Origin of the sequence: Paenibacillus sp. N3.4 (genome assembly GCF_008017805.1) — a bacterium.
Taxonomy (GTDB): domain Bacteria; phylum Bacillota; class Bacilli; order Paenibacillales; family NBRC-103111; genus Paenibacillus_E.
On the sequence record NZ_VRTT01000044.1, the window covers coordinates 29,677 to 48,647 of the forward strand.

Consider the following 18,971-nt stretch of genomic DNA (forward strand, 5'->3'; position numbering starts at 1 on the left):
GCAAAAGTATAATTAACTGATGTACTTAAGACTCACCAACAAAAACGTCTTAGCGTTTATTCATTTACAACAGCTGCTACCGCAGCTCCAACTTCAATTCCACATGCTTTACCTAGCATCTTCATAGAATCTACGTAGGTAACAGGTATATCCATCTTATTACAGAGGCTTACCAGCTTTATCGTCAATCGCGGATCTGCATCTTTAGCAACCAGCACTTCGATTGCCTTGCCTTGTTCTAGCATTTTGGTTACTTTCTTCGTACCTACACTTATATTCTTGGCCTGTTTGAGTACATCATAAGACATAAGGCACATCCTCCAAAGAAAAGGAAAGAATAGTAACTTAGGCACACTCCGATATATTATCACTTTGATCATGGAGTGTCAAGGAATAACTTTGTTGTATCTAAAACTTTAACTGTATACTAACCATAGAAAACGAACGGATCATCCACTCCGAGAAGTGAAGATCCCGTTCATTACTATCCATCAACTATTCAACAGCAACGGTTTCTTTTTCCAAATCTTCGCCTTGTACAACAACTTCGTTAGGATCCGTAATTCGGATATTCCGGTAACGAGGCATACCTGTACCCGCAGGAATCAGTTTACCGATGATAACATTTTCTTTAAGTCCAAGCAATTGGTCAACTTTCCCTTTGATTGCTGCATCCGTTAAGACACGAGTCGTTTCTTGGAAAGAAGCTGCAGAAAGGAAAGAATCTGTTTCAAGGGATGCCTTCGTAATACCGAGCAAGATCGGTCTTGCGACAGCTGGTTCATTGCCGGCAAACAAAGCGACTTTGTTAGCATCTTCATATTCATGAATGTCTACGAAAGAACCTGGAAGAAGCGTTGTGTCTCCCGCGTCAACAATCCGAATTTTACGCAACATTTGACGAACCATAACTTCAATATGCTTATCGTTAATTTCTACCCCTTGGTTACGGTAAACGCGTTGTACTTCTTGCAGAATGTAGTTCTGCACGCCACGAATACCTTTAATGCGGAGCATCTCTTTCGGATCAATAGATCCGTCCGTCAGCTCGTCTCCAGCTTCCACTTGTTGATTCAAAGAAGCGCGGACACGTGATCCGTAAGGAACCGCATATACTTTGGATTCCGCTTCACCTTGGACTTCAATCTCACGACGGTCCTTCGCTTCACGGATTTCTTTAACGACACCATCAATCTCAGAAATGATCGCTTGACCTTTCGGATTCCGAGCTTCAAAAAGCTCCTGAATACGCGGCAAACCTTGTGTAATATCATCTCCGGCAACACCACCGGTATGGAACGTACGCATCGTCAACTGAGTTCCTGGCTCACCAATGGATTGAGCGGCAATAATACCTACTGCCTCACCAACCTCCACGAATTGACCAGTAGCTAAGTTACGACCGTAACATTTCTTACATACACCATGATTGGTGCGGCAGCTAAGAACGGAACGAATTTGAAGTTTTTCAATACCTGCTTCGATAATGGCATCAGCAATGCCCGATTCGATGAGCTCATTGCGTTGAACAATAACTTCACCTGTTTGTGGATGACGAAGAGTCTCATACGCATAACGTCCTTCAATACGATCGTAGAGATCTTCAATAACCTCTTTACCGTCTTGAATTTTGCTAACCATGAAGCCTTTGTCTGTTCCGCAATCATCTTCACGAACGATAACGTCTTGTGCAACGTCAACGAGACGACGAGTCAAGTACCCTGAGTCAGCTGTACGCAGTGCTGTATCGGCAAGACCTTTACGCGCTCCGTGCGTGGAAATAAAGTACTCTAAGATCGTTAAGCCTTCACGGAAGTTTGATTTGATTGGCAACTCCATAATTTTACCGGATGGGTTAGCCATCAAACCACGCATACCGCCAAGCTGTGTAATCTGCGATTTATTACCCCGTGCTTTAGACTCAACCATCATGCTGATGGAGTTGTATTTATCCAAGGATTTCATCAGAATATCGGTGATTTCATCCTTCGCTTTACTCCAAATCGCAATAACGCGGTCATAACGCTCTTCATCTGTAATCAAACCACGACGATATTGGTTCGTTACGACACGTACTTTCTCTTCACACTCTTTGAGGATCGCTACTTTTTCAGTAGGAACCACAACGTCTGATACCGCTACGGTAATACCCGCTTTGGTGGAGTACGTGAATCCAAGCTCTTTAATTTTATCAAGAATCATCGACGTTTGAGTTGTGTGGTATTTACGGAAACACTCAGCAATGATGGAACCGAGATATTCTTTACCTACCGCTTTGTTCTCATCACGTTCCAACATAATGGCTCTAAGATCAGCACCTTTGTCGAACACAAAGTGTGCATCCGGAATACCATTCAGCAAGTTCGTTTTGGTTGGCTCATTAATGAATGGGAAATCAGCAGGATAGATTTCGTTCATAATGATTTTACCAATCGTCGTGATCAGCATTGCATTTTGTTGTTTCTCTGTGAAGCTTGTTTTGTTTAATGCTTTAGCCGGAATAGCAACACGAGCGTGCAGCGCCATTTTGCCAGCTTGGTAAGAAGAAACAGCTTCATGTACGGTTCTAATGATAGAACCTGCACCTTTAGCAAATTTGTTGTCCGTTGTTAAGTAGAAGCTTCCCAGAACCATATCCTGTGAAGGCGTAACAACCGGCTTACCGTCTTTCGGATTCAAGATGTTACCTGACGCCAGCATGAGCAAACGAGCTTCAGCTTGTGCTTCAGATGACAATGGTACGTGAACGGCCATTTGGTCACCGTCGAAGTCAGCATTGTAAGCTGTACAAACGAGTGGGTGAAGTTTAATAGCGCGGCCTTCGACCAGAATCGGTTCAAACGCTTGAATACCAAGTCTATGCAGCGTAGGGGCACGGTTCAGAAGAACCGGATGCTCCTTGATCACTTCTTCTAGAACATCCCATACATCAGGACTTACGCGCTCAACCTTACGTTTCGCACTCTTGATGTTATGAGCTAACCCTTTATTTACAAGCTCTTTCATAACGAAAGGCTTGAACAATTCAAGTGCCATTTCCTTCGGAAGACCACATTGGTACATCTTCAGGTTAGGACCTACGACGATAACGGAACGACCGGAATAGTCGACACGTTTACCGAGCAGGTTTTGACGGAAACGACCTTGTTTACCTTTCAGCATATGACTGAGGGATTTCAAAGGACGGTTACCTGGTCCTGTTACTGGACGACCGCGGCGACCGTTATCAATGAGAGCATCAACAGCTTCTTGAAGCATCCGTTTTTCGTTTTGCACGATAATGTCGGGTGCTCCCAGATCAAGTAGTCTCTTCAAACGGTTGTTACGGTTGATTACGCGGCGGTACAAATCATTCAAGTCAGATGTCGCAAAGCGACCTCCATCGAGTTGTACCATCGGACGAAGCTCCGGAGGGATGACTGGCAATACATCCAGAACCATCCAACCCGGCATATTCTTCGAGTTACGGAAAGCTTCCATAACTTCCAAACGCTTGATCGCACGATTACGACGTTGACCTTGCGCTGTTTTAAGTTCTTCTTTCAGCGTATCTACTTCGCGCTCAATATCGATGTCGATCAGCAGCTTTTTCACTGCTTCAGCACCCATACCCGCTTGGAAAGCATAGCCGTATTTCTCACGATAGCTACGGTATTCTTTCTCAGACAGCAATTGTTTCTTTTCAAGAGGTGTATCTCCCGGATCTGTTACCACATAAGACGCGAAGTAGATAACCTCTTCCAAAGATCTTGGAGACATATCTAGTGCAAGACCCATGCGGCTAGGAATACCTTTGAAGTACCAAATATGGGAGACAGGAGCTGCTAGCTCAATATGACCCATGCGCTCACGACGCACCTTTTGACGTGTTACTTCAACGCCACAACGGTCACAGACTACGCCTTTATAACGGACGCGCTTGTATTTACCGCAATGACATTCCCAATCTTTCGTTGGTCCGAAGATCTTTTCACAGAAAAGACCTTCTTTCTCAGGTTTTAAGGTTCTGTAGTTAATCGTTTCCGGCTTCTTTACTTCCCCACGGGACCAAGAGCGAATTTTATCGGGTGATGCCAAGCCGATTTTCATAAACTCGAAGTTGTTAACGTCCATCAAGGAGCAACCCTCCTTTAAGAATTTAAACCCACTATGCAGTGAATCGTTCTCGATCTATTGTGGTGTATTTATTCATTAACCCCTAATTCGGAGCCTTCTAGATTTAGGTTTAATTTGTCGCTAGTTACTTCGTCATCGTCATCTGTTTCTTTCATTTCGATTTCTTCTTCGTCACCGGACAAGATTTTGACATCCATACCTAAGCTTTGAAGCTCTTTAATCAAAACTTTGAAAGATTCAGGAACGCCCGGTTCCGGTACGTTCTCGCCTTTGACGATCGATTCGTATGTTTTCACACGACCCACAACGTCATCTGACTTCACGGTAAGAATTTCTTGAAGGGTATAAGCCGCTCCATAAGCCTCAAGCGCCCAAACCTCCATCTCCCCGAAACGTTGTCCACCGAACTGCGCTTTACCACCCAGCGGCTGCTGAGTAACAAGGGAGTAAGGTCCTGTGGAACGGGCATGGATTTTATCATCAACCATGTGCGCCAATTTGATCATGTACATGACGCCAACAGTTACTTCACGTTCAAACGATTCTCCTGTACGACCATCGTACAGAATCGTTTTACCACTGCGCTGCATACCTGCTTCTTCCATCGCATCGAACACGTCATACTCACGCGCTCCGTCGAATACCGGCGTTGCAGCATGAATACCGAGGTACTTGGATGCCATACCCAAGTGAACTTCAAGCACTTGACCGATGTTCATCCGGGATGGAACCCCTAGTGGGTTCAAGACAACTTCTACTGGAGTACCATCCGGAAGGAAAGGCATATCTTCTTCAGGGAGAATACGTGCTACTACCCCTTTGTTACCATGACGTCCCGCCATTTTGTCGCCTTCAGAGATTTTACGCTTCTGAGCGATATAGGCACGCACGAGTTGGTTGACACCTGGAGGCAGCTCATCGCCATTCTCACGGGTAAATACTTTAACGTCAACGACAATACCATCTGTACCATGCGGTACGCGTAGAGAGGTATCACGAACCTCACGAGCCTTCTCACCGAAGATCGCGTGAAGCAATCTTTCTTCCGCTGTTAATTCCGTAACACCTTTAGGCGTTACTTTACCAACAAGGATGTCGCCTGCGCCAATTTCGGCACCGACACGGATAATACCGCGCTCATCTAGATTTTTCAGAGCGTCTTCCCCAACGTTCGGAATATCACGTGTGATTTCCTCAGGTCCGAGTTTCGTATCACGAGCCTCTGACTCGTACTCCTCGATATGAATCGAAGTGTACACATCTTCTTTGACAAGCTTTTGGCTTAACAAGATCGCATCCTCATAGTTGTAACCTTCCCAAGTCATGAAGGCAACAACAACGTTACGCCCAAGAGCCAATTCCCCTTGTTCCGTTGATGGTCCATCAGCAAGAATGTCTCCTGTTTTAACCAATTGGCCTTTCTTGACGATCGGACGTTGGTTAATGCACGTACCTTGTTGGAACGCATAAACTTATGAAGCTTATATTTGACAATATTACCGCTGACCAGCTTACCGTCTACCATTCTTGGCGACGCAGCCAAATTTCATTCGCAGCAGCTTTTTCGATAATTCCGTCGAATTTGGATACAATACATACTCCTGAGTCTTTAGCGACCTTGTGCTCCATTCCTGTCCCTACTAGAGGAGCTTTAGGAATAAGGAGAGGTACTGCTTGACGCTGCATGTTTGAACCCATCAAGGCACGGTTAGAGTCATCATTTTCAAGGAAAGGAATTAACGCTGTTGCCACAGATACAACTTGCTTAGGGGAGACGTCCATATAATCGACGCGCTCAACCGGAAGCGTTAAGTTATCATCTTTGTAACGAACGATAATAGAATCCTCAACGAATTTGCTATCTTCCGTTAATACGGCATTCGCCTGAGCGATAACGTAGTTATCTTCTTCATCAGCCGTCAATAGGCGATTTGCGTTGTAACAATACCTGTCTTCGGATCTACCCAACGATAAGGAGCCTCAATGAAGCCATACTCATTAATGCGGGCGAAAGTGGACAAGGAGTTGATCAAACCAATGTTCGGTCCCTCTGGCGTCTCAATTGGACACATACGGCCATAGTGAGAGTGATGCACGTCACGAACTTCCATCCCTGCGCGCTCTCTCGTCAAACCGCCGGGTCCCAGTGCAGACAGACGTCTCTTATGCGTTAATTCAGCAAGCGGATTCGTCTGATCCATAAATTGAGAAAGTTGGGAGCTGCCGAAGAACTCTTTGATCGATGCGATAACAGGACGAATGTTGATTAATGCCTGAGGCGTAATCACATTAGCATCTTGAATGGACATACGTTCGCGCACAACACGCTCCATACGGGAAAGTCCAATACGGAATTGGTTTTGCAACAACTCACCTACAGAACGTAGTCTACGGTTACCCAAGTGATCGATATCATCCGTATTACCGATACCATGCAGCAAGTTAATGAAATAGTTAATGGATGAAATAATATCGGCAGGCGTAATGTTTTTGACTGATTTGTCAATAACACCGTTAGAAATAACTTTCACGACCTTGCCTTCTTCGTTAGGCGAGTACACGTTGATGCATTGAACAGGAATCGTATCCACGTCCGTTACACCTTTAGGAATCGAGAACTCTTTGAAGCCCGCACCTTTTTCAATGAAAGGCAGGATTTCATCTAACGTACGACGATCCAGCAATTGCCCGGCCTCTGCAATGATCTCTCCAGTTTCGGAGTCCACCAATGTTTCAGCCAAACGTTGATTAAACAATCTATTTTTGATGTGAAGTTTCTTATTAATTTTGTAGCGACCTACATTCGCTAAATCATAACGCTTCGGATCAAAGAACCGAGCAACGATCAAGCTTCTTGCATTATCAAGCGTAGGTGGCTCACCCGGACGAAGACGCTCATAGATTTCGATTAACGCTTTTTCCGTAGAATCCGTGTTATCTTTATCTAGCGTATTTCGGATATATTCATTATCGCCAAGCAAATCCAAAATTTCTGCATCGGTACCAAAACCTAAAGAACGAAGCAGGACAGTAACTGGAATTTTACGCGTGCGATCGATACGAACATAGATAATATCCTTCGCATCTGTCTCAAGCTCCAGCCATGCGCCACGGTTAGGAATGACCGTTGCTGTGTATGTTTTTTTGCCGTTTTTATCCACTTTTGTGCTATAATAAACACTGGGCGAACGAACGAGCTGGGAGACGATTACACGCTCCGCACCGTTGATAATGAAGGTTCCTGTGTCCGTCATGATAGGGAAATCCCCCATGAACACTTCTTGTTCTTTGACTTCACCAGTCTCCCTATTGATCAAACGGACTTTGACTCTTAACGGCGCCGCATAGGTTACGTCGCGTTCTTTGGATTCATCGACAGAGTACTTAGGCTCACCTAAGCTATAGTCGATAAACTCCAGTACTAGGTTACCTGTAAAATCCTGAATCGGAGAGATATCCTGAAACATCTCACGAAGTCCTTCTTCCAAAAACCACTCGTACGATTTTTGCTGGATTTCAATCAGGTTTGGAATGCCCAGCACCTCATTAATACGTGCATAAGTCCTGCGTTTACGTCGTCCAAATTGAACAAGATGTCCCGCCAACTTTCATTCACCCCTCAACTCTACTCAATAAATAAAAAGAAAGAAGAAAAACTTCTACCGACGTACACTCAGGACGCCTCCGTTAGTGGAGCCCGTCCGAATCAAGCGACTGTATGGATGGAGGTTTTTCTCTGTGATCGACAAGACATTTCCAAATTTTTCTTCCCATCCAGTTAGAGTTGCCTAAAATTCAAACATTATACGTTACCAGTTAAAATTTTATGCATCTCGGACGAAAAAAAGACTTGACATTTTTGTTTACTAAAGACATGTGTCCCATCTTAATACTGACATTTTCTTATAATATCACATTTAAAATGTCAAGTCAAACTATTTCCCTCGATTGTCATATCCGGCAGTATCCACAGCAGCCCGGCGATGACTCACTTGATCGCTTTTAATATTCTATACCCTTTGTCCTTAGAAACCTCGACAACCTCACTATACAAAGCTTCAAGCTTCTTCACAGCAGAGGGAGCGCCTTGCTTCTTCTGAATAACCACCCAAATCGCTCCACCTTCAACCAAGCAATCATAGGCTTCCACAAAAATACGATGGACGACTTCTTTACCGGCGCGAATCGGAGGATTCGTCAACACAACGTCAAAGCGCTGTTCTTTCACTTGCTCCAGCAAATCACTTTGCTGAATGGTTACATTGGTGATGCCATTACGCTTAGCATTATCTTTCGAAAGCTCGACAGCTCTCTCGTTAATATCCAACATCGTTACATGTCCTTTCGGACACATCGCTGCAGCGCTAAGTCCAATAGGCCCATAGCCACATCCAACATCTAAAACTCTGGCATCCTCGGCAAACTGCATCGTTTCAATTAAATGCTTACTGCCATAATCTACACTCTTTTTGGAAAAGACGCCCGCGTCTGTCATAAAAGTGTATGCTTTACCGCGCAATTCTTCTTTAATCGTCGCCAGCTGATGCTGGACAGTCGGCTTTTGTGTGTAGTAGTGCTCTAACACGTTATGAATTCCTCCTCCTTTTTTGCCTATAGGAAAATCAAATAACGAGAGCGTTCCTAAGGCTTTCCTATGGGCAAAAACCTCAGTGGTTAAAAAAACCTCTTGAAGTCTAGCTTCAAGAGGTTTCCTAATGAAAGATTACTTCACTTCTACGGAAGCGCCTGCTTCTGTAAGTTTAGCTTTAACTGCATCTGCTTCTTCTTGGCTAACTTTTTCTTTAACTGCTTTTGGAGCTCCGTCAACAAGGTCTTTCGCTTCTTTCAGGCCAAGACCTGTGATTTCGCGAACTACTTTGATTACGTTGATTTTGGATGCGCCAGCGCTAGTCAAGATAACATCAAACTCAGTTTGAGCTTCTTCAACTGCTACTGCCGCGCCACCGCCAGCTGCTACTGGAGCTGCTGCTGTTACGCCAAACTCTTCTTCAATTGCTTTAACCAGGTCGTTCAATTCCAAGATTGTCATGCCTTTGATTGCTTCTAGGATCGTTGCATTTGTGCTCATGGTTAAACCTCCATTATCATTTCATATATTTTTTTGTGATAGTCGTTAAACAAAATTAAGCTTGACCTTCAGCTTCTTTTTTCTCAGCAACTGCTTTAACAGCAAGTGCAAAGTTACGAACTGGAGCTTGAAGAACGCTAAGCAACATGGAGAGAAGACCATCTCTGGATGGAAGTTCTGCAAGTGCTTTAATTTGATCGTATCCAACTACGCGGCCTTCGACCACGCCACCTTTTACGCTCAATTGATCATTCTTTTTCGCAAATTCAGTCAAGATTTTCGCTGGAGCAACTAGATCGTCTTTGCTGAAAGCAATAGCAGTTGGACCAGTTAGGTACTCATCCAATGCGCTTAGTTCAGCATTTGCCGATGCGCGTCTAGCCAACGAGTTCTTGAGAACTACAAATTCAATACCAGCTTCGCGCAAGGTTTTACGCAGCTGTGTTACTTGAGCTACGTTCAAACCGCGGTAATCTGCGATGATTGTAGAAGCACTAGCTTTAAACTTCTCAGTCACTTCAGCTACTGCTAGTTCTTTCGCTGCAAGAATTTTCGCGTTTGCCATAGTACACCTCACTTCTTATGCATTTATGTTTCTATTCGCAAACAGTAGAAGTATCAGCATTCCTTATATACAATAAGAAATGCCTTCGTAGACTCTACGAAGGCATGATGTGTTCACTTTTTCCTTGATGTACAAAGAAATCGTTATATATATCATAACACCTCGGTAGGAAATTAAGCCGTGCGGCACCTACTGTCTACGGTTTGCATATTCATTTTTATGACCTTAGATAGGTTATCATGACCAGAGACCGAAGTCAACTGGATGCTTTTACTTATCTGAAGGATTGGACGTTTACACGAACACTAGGGCCCATTGTCGAAGATACAGCAATGTTTTTCAGGTAAACACCTTTAGCAGCTGCTGGTTTCGCTCTAACAAGCGCATCAACCAATGCTTTGAAGTTTTCGTTCAACTTATCAGCATCGAAAGATACTTTACCAAGTGGAGCATGAATTTGTCCTGCTTTATCAAGACGGTATTCGATTTTACCAGCTTTGATCTCCTGAACAGCTTTGGTAACGTCGAAAGTAACTGTGCCCGCTTTCGGGTTCGGCATTAAACCTTTACCCCCGAGAATACGACCCAATTTACCTACTTCGCTCATCATGTCTGGAGTAGCTACGCAAACGTCGAAGTCGAACCAACCTTGTTGAATTTTGTTGATCATGTCAGCATCACCAACAAAATCTGCCCCAGCTGCTTCAGCTTCTTTCGCTTTTTCACCTTTGGCAAATACAAGTACGCGTTTTGTTTTACCAGTACCGTGTGGAAGTACAACGACACCACGAACAGCCTGATCTTGTTTTCTTGGGTCTACACCCAGACGAACTGCAATATCTACAGTTTCATCGAATTTAGCAGGAGCTGTTTTCTTAACAAGCTCGATTGCTTCTGACGGATCATACAAGGTTTCAGCGTTTACAAGCTGAGATACCTCGCGGTATTTTTTACCGTGTTTAGGCATAATTCAAATCCTCCTTAGTGGTATTAACGGATAATCCTCCCACCGAGCGGCCAGAGAGTTTTCATACGAAGAAAACTTTCTTGTTAAGCAGTCTGCTTAACAAGCCGCATTCCATACGGAATTAATCTTCGATGACGATTCCCATGCTGCGAGCAGTACCTTCAACCATACGCATTGCAGCCTCAACGGATGCAGCATTAAGGTCAGGCATTTTTTGTTCAGCGATTTCGCGAACTTTTGCGCGTTTCACAGTTGCAACTTTTTTCTTGTTTGGTTCGCCGGATCCTTTTTCGATACCAGCAACGACGCGAAGAAGAACTGCAGCCGGAGGCGTTTTAGTGATGAATGTAAAGGAGCGGTCTTCAAATACTGTAATTTCAACTGGAATGATAAGACCAGCTTGATCAGCAGTACGAGCGTTAAACTCTTTACAGAAAGCCATGATGTTCACACCTGCTTGACCCAATGCTGGACCGATAGGTGGTGCTGGATTCGCTTTCGCAGCTTGAACTTGAAGCTTCACGATTTTAATAACCTTTTTTGCCATGATGGACACCTCCTTGCACATAATATAGGGATCTTTGATGGAGTCAAAGTCTCACCTTTTCAGGGATCTTTGACGGAGTCAAAGTCTCTCCGCTAGGAGTTAGACGGGCATAACACCCTCCCACTAACGAAGTCTATCCCGAGGAATAGACCTGGTAGAAACCCTTGGTTGTCTTGTTTTATAGCTTTTCCACTTGGTCGAAATCGAGCTCAAGCGGGGTTTCTCTACCAAACATGTTGACGTGTACCTTGAGCTTACCTTTATCAGCAATAATTTCCTCAACAGAACCAACAAAGTTCGCAAAAGGTCCCACTTTGACGCGTACGGTTTCTTTGAGTTCGAAGTCAATTTTCTCCTTCGGCTCTTCCATACCCATATGCTTCAGAATGGATTCCACTTCCTCAGGCAGTAATGCAGTCGGTTTAGAGCCAGATCCCGTAGAACCTACGAATCCAGTAACTCCTGGCGTATTGCGCACAACATACCACGAATCATCTGTTTGAATCATTTCAACGAGGACATAACCCGGGTAAACTTTACGCATAACGACTTTTTTCTTGCCGTCTTTGTTTACCAGTTCTTCTTCCATAGGCACAAGCACACGGAAGATCTTGTCCGTCATTTCCATAGACTCAACGCGTTTCTCTAAGTTGGCTTTCACTTTGTTCTCATACCCTGAATAGGTATGTACGACGTACCATCTTTTTTCCATGAATAGATTCACCTATAGTCCTGTTTATTTAAAAACAAGGCGCAGCAACTCAGAAATTCCAAGATCAAGCACAAAAAAATAAACAGCAACGAATGCTACCGTGCCCAGTACGACAAGCGTATAGGTAGTCATTTCTTTGCGACTTGGCCACTTGACTTTTTTGAGTTCTGTCCAACAGTCGGTGAAGAAGGAAAACGTGGATCCGAAGCTTTGTCTCATTCTAGCCAAGAACGCCACAAACTACACCTCCAAAGAACTACCTAGTCTCGCGATGAGCAGTATGTTCATTGCAAAATTTGCAATATTTCTTCAACTCAATACGGTCGGGATTGTTGCGCTTATTTTTAGTGGATGCATAGTTTCTTTGTTTGCAATTTGTGCACGCTAATGTGACGATAACCCGCATGATGTACACCTCCTACAGACACTTTCTAATTAAAGCCCTTCGAAGCGCAACAAAAAGAAAGCGACTTTTAGGGCTACCTGAAATACTTTATCACAACCCCTAATAGGGTGTCAAGGAAGAAGTCTCATTCTGCGAGAGTATCATCAGTATAGACGCCGCCGCGCTATGTTAAACATTTGCAAAAAAAACACCCGCGCTACGCATGTAGCAGGGGTGTCTATAAATCTCTGACTTCCAGATATCTTTCAAGCTTGCGTTTGACACGTTGAAGAGCATTATCAATAGACTTCACATGACGATCGAGATCAACTGCTATCTCTTGATACGATCTGCCATCGAGATAAAGCATCAGTACCCTGCGCTCCAAGTCACTTAATATCTCTCCCATTTTATCTTCAAGGCCCGTAAATTCTTCTTGATTAATTACTAACTCTTCCGGATCTGTAACCCGGGAACCGCTAATAACGTCAAGCAGCGTACGGTCAGAATCTTCATCATAGATAGGCTTATCCAGTGACACGTAGGAATTAAGAGGAATGTGCTTCTGACGAGTTGCTGTCTTAATCGCCGTGATGATCTGTCTCGTGATGCACAGTTCAGCAAAGGCTTTGAATGAAGCAAGCTTGTCTCCTCGGAAATCGCGGATAGATTTATACAAACCTATCATGCCTTCCTGCACAATGTCTTCTCGGTCTGCACCTATCAAAAAATAAGAAACGCGCCTTCGCACGAACAAAATTCTTATACTTATTGATAAGGTATTCCAACGCTTCGCTACTGCCTTCACGGACTGCTTCGACGATGTCTTCATCTGGCTTGAGGTCATAATCGTACATTCTCAGTTCTTTGAGGTCGACACTCACCAACAATCCCTCCGGCCTGCAGGACTACCCAGATTCACAATAAAAAAGTTTAGGTTAAGTATACATGAAGAAAACTCACACCGTCAACGGGGAACCGCACCATTTCTAGCATTTGGAGGATTTTACTCCCCTCGACGCCACCGCTCGAACAACTCTTTTAGATCTCCTGTTAGTTTACCTTCAAACGGATTGCGCTTCGTGGACGCCTCAGGATGAATCCGTTCTCGCACTTCTTTACGATTCTGATTGATTTTGACCAGTAGTTCGCCCGCAGGCATGCGCAGGGCACCTTTACCGAAAATCACGTGCTGCTCAATCATGTCCGATGTCGCAACATAGATTTGCTTGCGCCTTCCCATCAGATTCGTGACCAAACGCTCGATCAACTCATCTGCGGTTTCCTTTTCTTTGGTGAAAAGTACGTGGAGTTTACTCTGCAAGTACTTCTTCCCCAGACCGGGCACCATATAAGCATCGAAAACCAGATATACTTTCATGCCGGAATAAGACTGATACTCTGCCAACCTATGAATCAGCTGATCCCGGGCCTCCTCCAGATCGGTCTCTTTCAACTTACTTAGTTCAGGCCAAGCACCAATGATATTGTAGCCATCTACGATCAAAATTTCTTCCATCCCGTTTAACTCTTGCTTCTTTGTCTAACCACTTCATACATCAGAACACCCGCCGCAACAGAAGCGTTCAATGAATTCACGTGTCCGGCCATAGGCAATTTGACTAAGAAGTCGCACTTTTCTTTAATTAATCTGCCGACTCCTTTACCTTCATTTCCAATAACAAGCGCAATCGGAATGGTAAAATTAGCCCTGTACACATCCTCAGCGGCTGACACATCGGTCCCAGCAACCCATACACCCTGTTCCTTCAATTGTTCTATCGTCTGTGCAATGTTCGTTACACGAGCAACAGGGACGTACTCAACGGCCCCAGCAGAGGTCTTGGATACGGTGGCAGTCAATCCAACAGAACGGCGTTTAGGGATAATAACCCCATGAACCCCTGTGCAATCAGCTGTCCGGAGTATAGAGCCCAAATTATGAGGATCTTCTATTTCATCGAGTATAAGAATAAAAGGTTCCTGCCCTTTTTCTTTGGCTTTGGCTAATATGTCATCCACTTCCACATACTCATAAGCAGCAACTTGAGCGACAACCCCCTGATGCTGCAAGCCTTCTGCCATTTGGTCAAGCTTTCGCTTGTCCGTAAATTGAACAATGATCCCCACATTCTTTGCCTCTGCAACAATGGGACCCGCAAATTGCTTCTGTGCGCTCTCAGCAATCCAAATTTTATTAATGGTTCGACCTGCACGAAGAGCCTCCAGTACGGAGTGCTTCCCGCCAATATATTCTTCATCCATGATGGTTCCTCCTAAACGTTTTGCATTAGAAAACGGTTCTTATATTCTATGATTTTTGCTTGCTGGCAAGCGCAAAATCCAATATTTCTTTCAATCGTTCAAAGGATTGCTTGTAATACAAATATCCGATTAAGCACTCAAACGCGGTACTGTGCCGATATTCCAGCACGTCCGCGTTCTTGGCTGTTGTTCCTGACTTGGCATTGCGTCCCCGCTTCACCATATCAATTTCTTCTTCCGTCAGCATCGGCATTAAAGCTTCCAGGAGCTTGGATTGCGCTTTTGCAGAGACAAACCCAGTTGCTGCTTTGTGTAAAAAGTTGGGGCGGTGATTCCCTTGGGAGACCACATATTGCCTAATATATACCTCATACACAGCATCCCCCATATAAGCCAAAACTAACGGGTTCAACAAATGCGGGCTTTTGGATGGCGGAAAATGAAACAAGTTGGCTGCATCTGGAAATACATCACTCATTTGCGCCGCCAACGAATTCCTTGCGGTGTATCTTCAAGGAATATCCCTTTCTCCGTCAATAAATCACGTATTTCGTCCGCACGGGCCCAATTCTTAGATTTACGCGATTCCGTTCGTTCGATAATCAACTGCTCAATCTCTTCATCCAGTAGTTCATTGGCTTGTTGAGAAAGAATGCCTAGAATTTGATCGAAAGCATGGAATTGATCCAAAAATAACTGAAGCGCAGCGGCATTCACCCGCTCCTGCTGCAAGTATAGATTCGCTTCAGCAACCAGATCGAATACTGCCGTAATCGCATCAGGCGTGTTGAAATCATCATTCATTTTTTCTTCGAACTGATGAGCTATCGCTGCAATGCGATCCGTCAGTTTCGTCTCAACTTCGCTCAATTGTGTCGCAGAAGCCAATTTCAGACGATGTTTCAAGTTATCATAGGCATTCTGAATACGTTCCAGTGAGTTCGTTGCTTGCTTCAAGCTTTCATCGCTGAAATTAAGCGGATTCCGGTAATGCCCTGACAGCATGAAGAAACGCAGAACCTCCGGTTTAATTTGCTTAACCAGATCGCGAATAAGAATGCCATTGCCCAGCGACTTGGACATCTTCTCATTGTCGATGTTAAGAAACGCATTATGCATCCAATAATGCGCCATAGGATGACCTGTTACCGCCTCAGTTTGGGCAATCTCACATTCATGATGCGGGAACGTCAAATCATGTCCTCCACCATGGATATCGATGGTTTCACCTAGATATTTGCGCACCATAGCGGAGCATTCAATATGCCAGCCAGGTCGTCCTTGTCCCCAAGGGCTATCCCAATAAATTTCTCCCGGTTTAGCTGCTTTCCATAACACAAAATCTTGCGGACTCTCTTTACGATCGTCTACTTCGATCCGAATACCGTATTGAAGCTCATCCAGGTTTTGTTGAGAAAGCTTGCCGTAATCGGCAAATTTACTTGTACGGTAATAGACATCGCCGCGGGCTTCATAGGCGTAGTCTTTATCCACCAGAACAGCAATGAAATCAATGATTTCCTGAATGTTCTCTGTGACGCGTGGATTCAAAGTGGCTTCGTGAACACCCAGCGTTTGAATATCTGCCAAAAATGCTTGAATAAATGTTTCAGCAAGCTCGGGAACGGTCACAGCAAGTTCCTCGGCTTTACGAATCATTTTATCATCCACATCGGTAAAGTTTGTAATATAAGCCACTTCATAATTCTGGGACTCTAAATAGCGACGAACCACATCAAAGAAAATGACCGGTCGACCGTTGCCGATATGAATATAGTTGTAGACGGTAGGACCGCACACGTACATTTTCACTTTACCGGGTTCAATCGGAACGAATTCTTCTTTCTTTCTTGCTAATGTATTATACACTCTGAGCGTCATGCTCTCTCGCTCCTCCATTCTTAAGCTTCTCTTGCTCAAGCTCTTTTTTAAGTTCGTTAATTTGTTTTTGCAATTCCTCGAACATATCAATCACAGGATCGGGTAAATTGCCATGATCCAAACGGTTTACTCGAACCCCATCCCGTTTCACCAATTTAGCGGGAATGCTAACAACCGTGCTATTCATAGGAACCTCTTGGATAACAACAGCATTAGAACCAATACGTGAATTCTCACCTACAAGAAAAGATCCTAAAACCTTAGCTCCTGAACCAATAACCACATTATTGCCAATTGTCGGGTGCCTTTTGCCCTTCTCTTTCCCAGTCCCCCCCAAGGTTACACCCTGGTATAAAATAACATCGTCCCCAATCTCGCAGGTTTCTCCGATAACGACGCCCATGCCATGATCAATGAACAGTCGTTTGCCGATCGTTGCTCCCGGATGGATTTCAATCCCCGTCATGAAACGGCTCCATTGCGAAACGATACGAGCAATCGTAAACATACGATGTTTAAAAAACCAATGACCGACCCGATGCGCCCAAATGGCATGCAGCCCTGAATACGTAAACACGACCTCAAACCAACTGCGCGCGGCCGGGTCGTTATCGAATACGGCGGAAATATCGGATTTGATCGTTGTCCACATACTTTTTCACCTTCTTAGTAGGTATCTATGAAAATAAAAAAGCCCCTGCAGCCATATGGCTGCAGAGGCGTAGTTATCGCGGTTCCACTCTGCTTGGTGACTCGGAAGTCTCCCAACTCTGATTCCCGTAACGTGGGTACTCCGGCTGCGCCTACCCTGCTCTTGCGAACACTCGGCGCGGCAGCTCCCAGGTGCATTTCCGATTACAGGGATTGGATAACTCACAGCCAAAGCTTCTCAGCTTTGATTATCCTCTCTGATAAATCCCTTGTTAAACGTACTCTCCTGATCATTGCTTAAGATATTGAGTTAAGTATAGCGAAAAGAACCTTGCATTACAATAAGTTCCTGAGACGTGAAATGACTTTTTCTTTACCAAGCAGGTAAAGAGACACATTTAAGTCGGGACCATGCACCTGTCCTGTTAAGGCCGAGCGGATGGACATGAACAACTGCTTTCCTTTGAAGCCGGTGTCCTTTTGCACTTGCTTCAGCAGCGCCGGCATCGCTTCTACTGTGAAGGCTTCCGCTTGTTCCACTTGTTGTAAAAAGTTTGCCAATACGACAGGAACGTGCTCTTCTTTTAAAACAGCAGCCGCTTCCTCGTCAATAACAAGCTCTTCTTTGAAGAAAATGCCCGCCAGTTCGACAATTTCAGCCGCGTAGCGCATTCTCTCTTGATTTAAACCAACCAGTGCTGAGACCCATGCTTGGCCCGCTTCATCCAAATCGCCTTGAATCAAGCCCGCTTTTTGCAGATGAGGCAGACTTAGTGCCACAACTCGCTCAAGCGGAGCCTTTTTCAGATAATGGTTGTTCATCCAATTCAATTTATCCATGTCAAACACAGCTGGACTCTTGGATACACGGTCCAAATCAAACTGTGCAATCAGCTCGTCCTTTGTGAAGATCTCTTCTTCACCACCCGGAGACCAACCAAGCAGCGCAATGAAATTCACAACAGCCTCAGGCAGATAACCTAGTTCCTTGTATTGTTCGATAAACTGGATGATGGATTCATCGCGTTTACTCATTTTTTTGCGGTCTTGATTCAGGATTAGCGCCAGATGAGCAAATTCTGGAACTGGAAGGCCAAGCGCTTCATACATCAGAATTTGTCTTGGCGTATTGGACAAGTGCTCCTCGCCGCGAATAACCAAATTAATTTTCATCAAATGATCGTCAATAATAACGGCGAAATTATAGGTGGGAATCCCATCTGCACGCGCAATAATGAAATCACCGATTCCGTTTGATTCGAATTCTACATGCTCCCGCACTCTATCCTCAAAGCCAATGATTCGATCTTCAGGAACGCGGAACCGCGTCGATGGCTTACGTCCTTCAGCTTGATAAGCAGCTACCTGCTCAGGCGTCAAATTACGGCATCTGCCAGAGTAGCCGCCCATTTCACCACTTGCTTCTTGCTCTGCACGCTCTTGTTCCAGATCTTCTTCCGAGCAATAACAATGATAGGCATGTCCGCTTTGTACCAATTGATCCAAATAAGTGCGGTAAATGTCGAGTCGCTCCATTTGACGGTAAGGACCGTACGGTCCTCCGATATCTACGCTCTCGTCCCACTCTAAACCAAGCCATTTCAGACCGTTCAACTGGTCCTCGATGCCAGACTCCTTGTGACGTGTTTGATCCGTATCTTCGAATCGCACTACGAACGCGCCGCCAAAGCGACGTGCCAATAAATAATCAAACAATGCCGTACGGGCACCGCCAATATGTAAATGTCCCGTAGGACTAGGTGCGTAACGCACACGTAAAGGCTGATTCATGT

At 44.6% G+C, this 18,971-nt stretch carries 16 protein-coding genes, 2 pseudogenes and 1 other annotated feature; all 18 genes and pseudogenes read right to left on the reverse strand.

Annotated elements, in window-relative coordinates; all coding sequences use genetic code 11:
• Positions 1-56 precede the first annotated feature (56 nt).
• The 18 genes and pseudogenes from FU659_RS21235 to gltX all read right to left on the reverse strand — a co-directional run bounded on the left by FU659_RS21235 (position 57) and on the right by gltX (position 18,969).
• On the reverse strand, positions 57-308 hold the full coding sequence (locus FU659_RS21235; protein ID WP_147949383.1) for a ribosomal L7Ae/L30e/S12e/Gadd45 family protein: 252 nt from the start codon (positions 306-308) through the stop codon (positions 57-59).
• A gap of 187 nt (positions 309-495) precedes the next feature.
• A complete protein-coding gene (gene rpoC / locus FU659_RS21240; RefSeq protein WP_147949384.1) occupies positions 496-4,116 on the reverse strand; it encodes a DNA-directed RNA polymerase subunit beta' in 3,621 nt (1,206 codons plus the stop codon).
• 68 nt (positions 4,117-4,184) lie between these two features.
• Positions 4,185-7,721, reverse strand: a pseudogene (rpoB, locus tag FU659_RS21245) (DNA-directed RNA polymerase subunit beta).
• A gap of 383 nt (positions 7,722-8,104) precedes the next feature.
• Positions 8,105-8,701, reverse strand: coding sequence for a class I SAM-dependent methyltransferase (locus FU659_RS21250; RefSeq protein WP_147949385.1), 597 nt, complete (start codon positions 8,699-8,701; stop codon positions 8,105-8,107).
• 138 nt (positions 8,702-8,839) lie between these two features.
• Complete coding sequence (rplL, locus tag FU659_RS21255) at positions 8,840-9,205, reverse strand: 50S ribosomal protein L7/L12 (RefSeq protein ID WP_057313458.1); 366 nt, start codon at positions 9,203-9,205, stop codon at positions 8,840-8,842.
• Positions 9,206-9,260: 55 nt separating this feature from the next.
• Complete coding sequence (rplJ, locus tag FU659_RS21260; RefSeq protein ID WP_147949386.1) at positions 9,261-9,770, reverse strand: 50S ribosomal protein L10; 510 nt, start codon at positions 9,768-9,770, stop codon at positions 9,261-9,263.
• Between the two features lie 65 nt (positions 9,771-9,835).
• Positions 9,836-9,990 (reverse strand) — a sequence feature (ribosomal protein L10 leader region).
• 54 nt (positions 9,991-10,044) lie between these two features.
• The gene (gene rplA, locus FU659_RS21265) at positions 10,045-10,737 is read right to left on the reverse strand and encodes a 50S ribosomal protein L1 (RefSeq protein WP_147949387.1); all 693 of its coding nucleotides are present in this window, start codon (positions 10,735-10,737) and stop codon (positions 10,045-10,047) included.
• 121 nt (positions 10,738-10,858) lie between these two features.
• Positions 10,859-11,284, reverse strand: a complete 426-nt coding sequence (rplK, locus tag FU659_RS21270; RefSeq protein WP_126144112.1) for a 50S ribosomal protein L11 — start codon at positions 11,282-11,284, stop codon at positions 10,859-10,861.
• 178 nt (positions 11,285-11,462) lie between these two features.
• Positions 11,463-11,996 carry a transcription termination/antitermination protein NusG gene (gene nusG / locus FU659_RS21275; protein WP_057304273.1) on the reverse strand — a complete coding sequence of 178 codons (534 nt, stop codon included), beginning with the start codon at positions 11,994-11,996 and terminating at the stop codon, positions 11,463-11,465.
• Positions 11,997-12,020: 24 nt separating this feature from the next.
• Positions 12,021-12,233: a preprotein translocase subunit SecE gene (gene secE / locus FU659_RS21280; protein WP_147949388.1), complete on the reverse strand. Its 213-nt coding sequence runs from the start codon at positions 12,231-12,233 to the stop codon at positions 12,021-12,023.
• A gap of 19 nt (positions 12,234-12,252) precedes the next feature.
• The gene (gene rpmG / locus FU659_RS21285; RefSeq protein ID WP_147949389.1) at positions 12,253-12,402 is read right to left on the reverse strand and encodes a 50S ribosomal protein L33; all 150 of its coding nucleotides are present in this window, start codon (positions 12,400-12,402) and stop codon (positions 12,253-12,255) included.
• 217 nt (positions 12,403-12,619) lie between these two features.
• Positions 12,620-13,265, reverse strand: a pseudogene (gene sigH, locus FU659_RS21290) (RNA polymerase sporulation sigma factor SigH).
• A 122-nt stretch (positions 13,266-13,387) separates the two neighbouring features.
• Positions 13,388-13,900, reverse strand: coding sequence for an NYN domain-containing protein (locus tag FU659_RS21295; protein ID WP_147949390.1), 513 nt, complete (start codon positions 13,898-13,900; stop codon positions 13,388-13,390).
• Between the two features lie 5 nt (positions 13,901-13,905).
• A complete protein-coding gene (gene rlmB, locus FU659_RS21300) occupies positions 13,906-14,646 on the reverse strand; it encodes a 23S rRNA (guanosine(2251)-2'-O)-methyltransferase RlmB (protein WP_147949391.1) in 741 nt (246 codons plus the stop codon).
• A gap of 46 nt (positions 14,647-14,692) precedes the next feature.
• Positions 14,693-15,124: a Mini-ribonuclease 3 gene (locus FU659_RS21305; RefSeq protein ID WP_147949392.1), complete on the reverse strand. Its 432-nt coding sequence runs from the start codon at positions 15,122-15,124 to the stop codon at positions 14,693-14,695.
• A complete protein-coding gene (gene cysS / locus FU659_RS21310) occupies positions 15,121-16,527 on the reverse strand; it encodes a cysteine--tRNA ligase (RefSeq protein WP_147949393.1) in 1,407 nt (468 codons plus the stop codon). The genes FU659_RS21305 and cysS overlap by 4 nt, the downstream gene beginning before the upstream one ends.
• Positions 16,508-17,179 carry a serine O-acetyltransferase gene (cysE, locus tag FU659_RS21315; protein ID WP_147949394.1) on the reverse strand — a complete coding sequence of 224 codons (672 nt, stop codon included), beginning with the start codon at positions 17,177-17,179 and terminating at the stop codon, positions 16,508-16,510. Before cysE ends, cysS begins: the two co-directional genes overlap by 20 nt.
• A gap of 335 nt (positions 17,180-17,514) precedes the next feature.
• Positions 17,515-18,969, reverse strand: a complete 1,455-nt coding sequence (gene gltX, locus FU659_RS21320) for a glutamate--tRNA ligase (RefSeq protein WP_147949395.1) — start codon at positions 18,967-18,969, stop codon at positions 17,515-17,517.
• Positions 18,970-18,971: the final 2 nt, after the last annotated feature.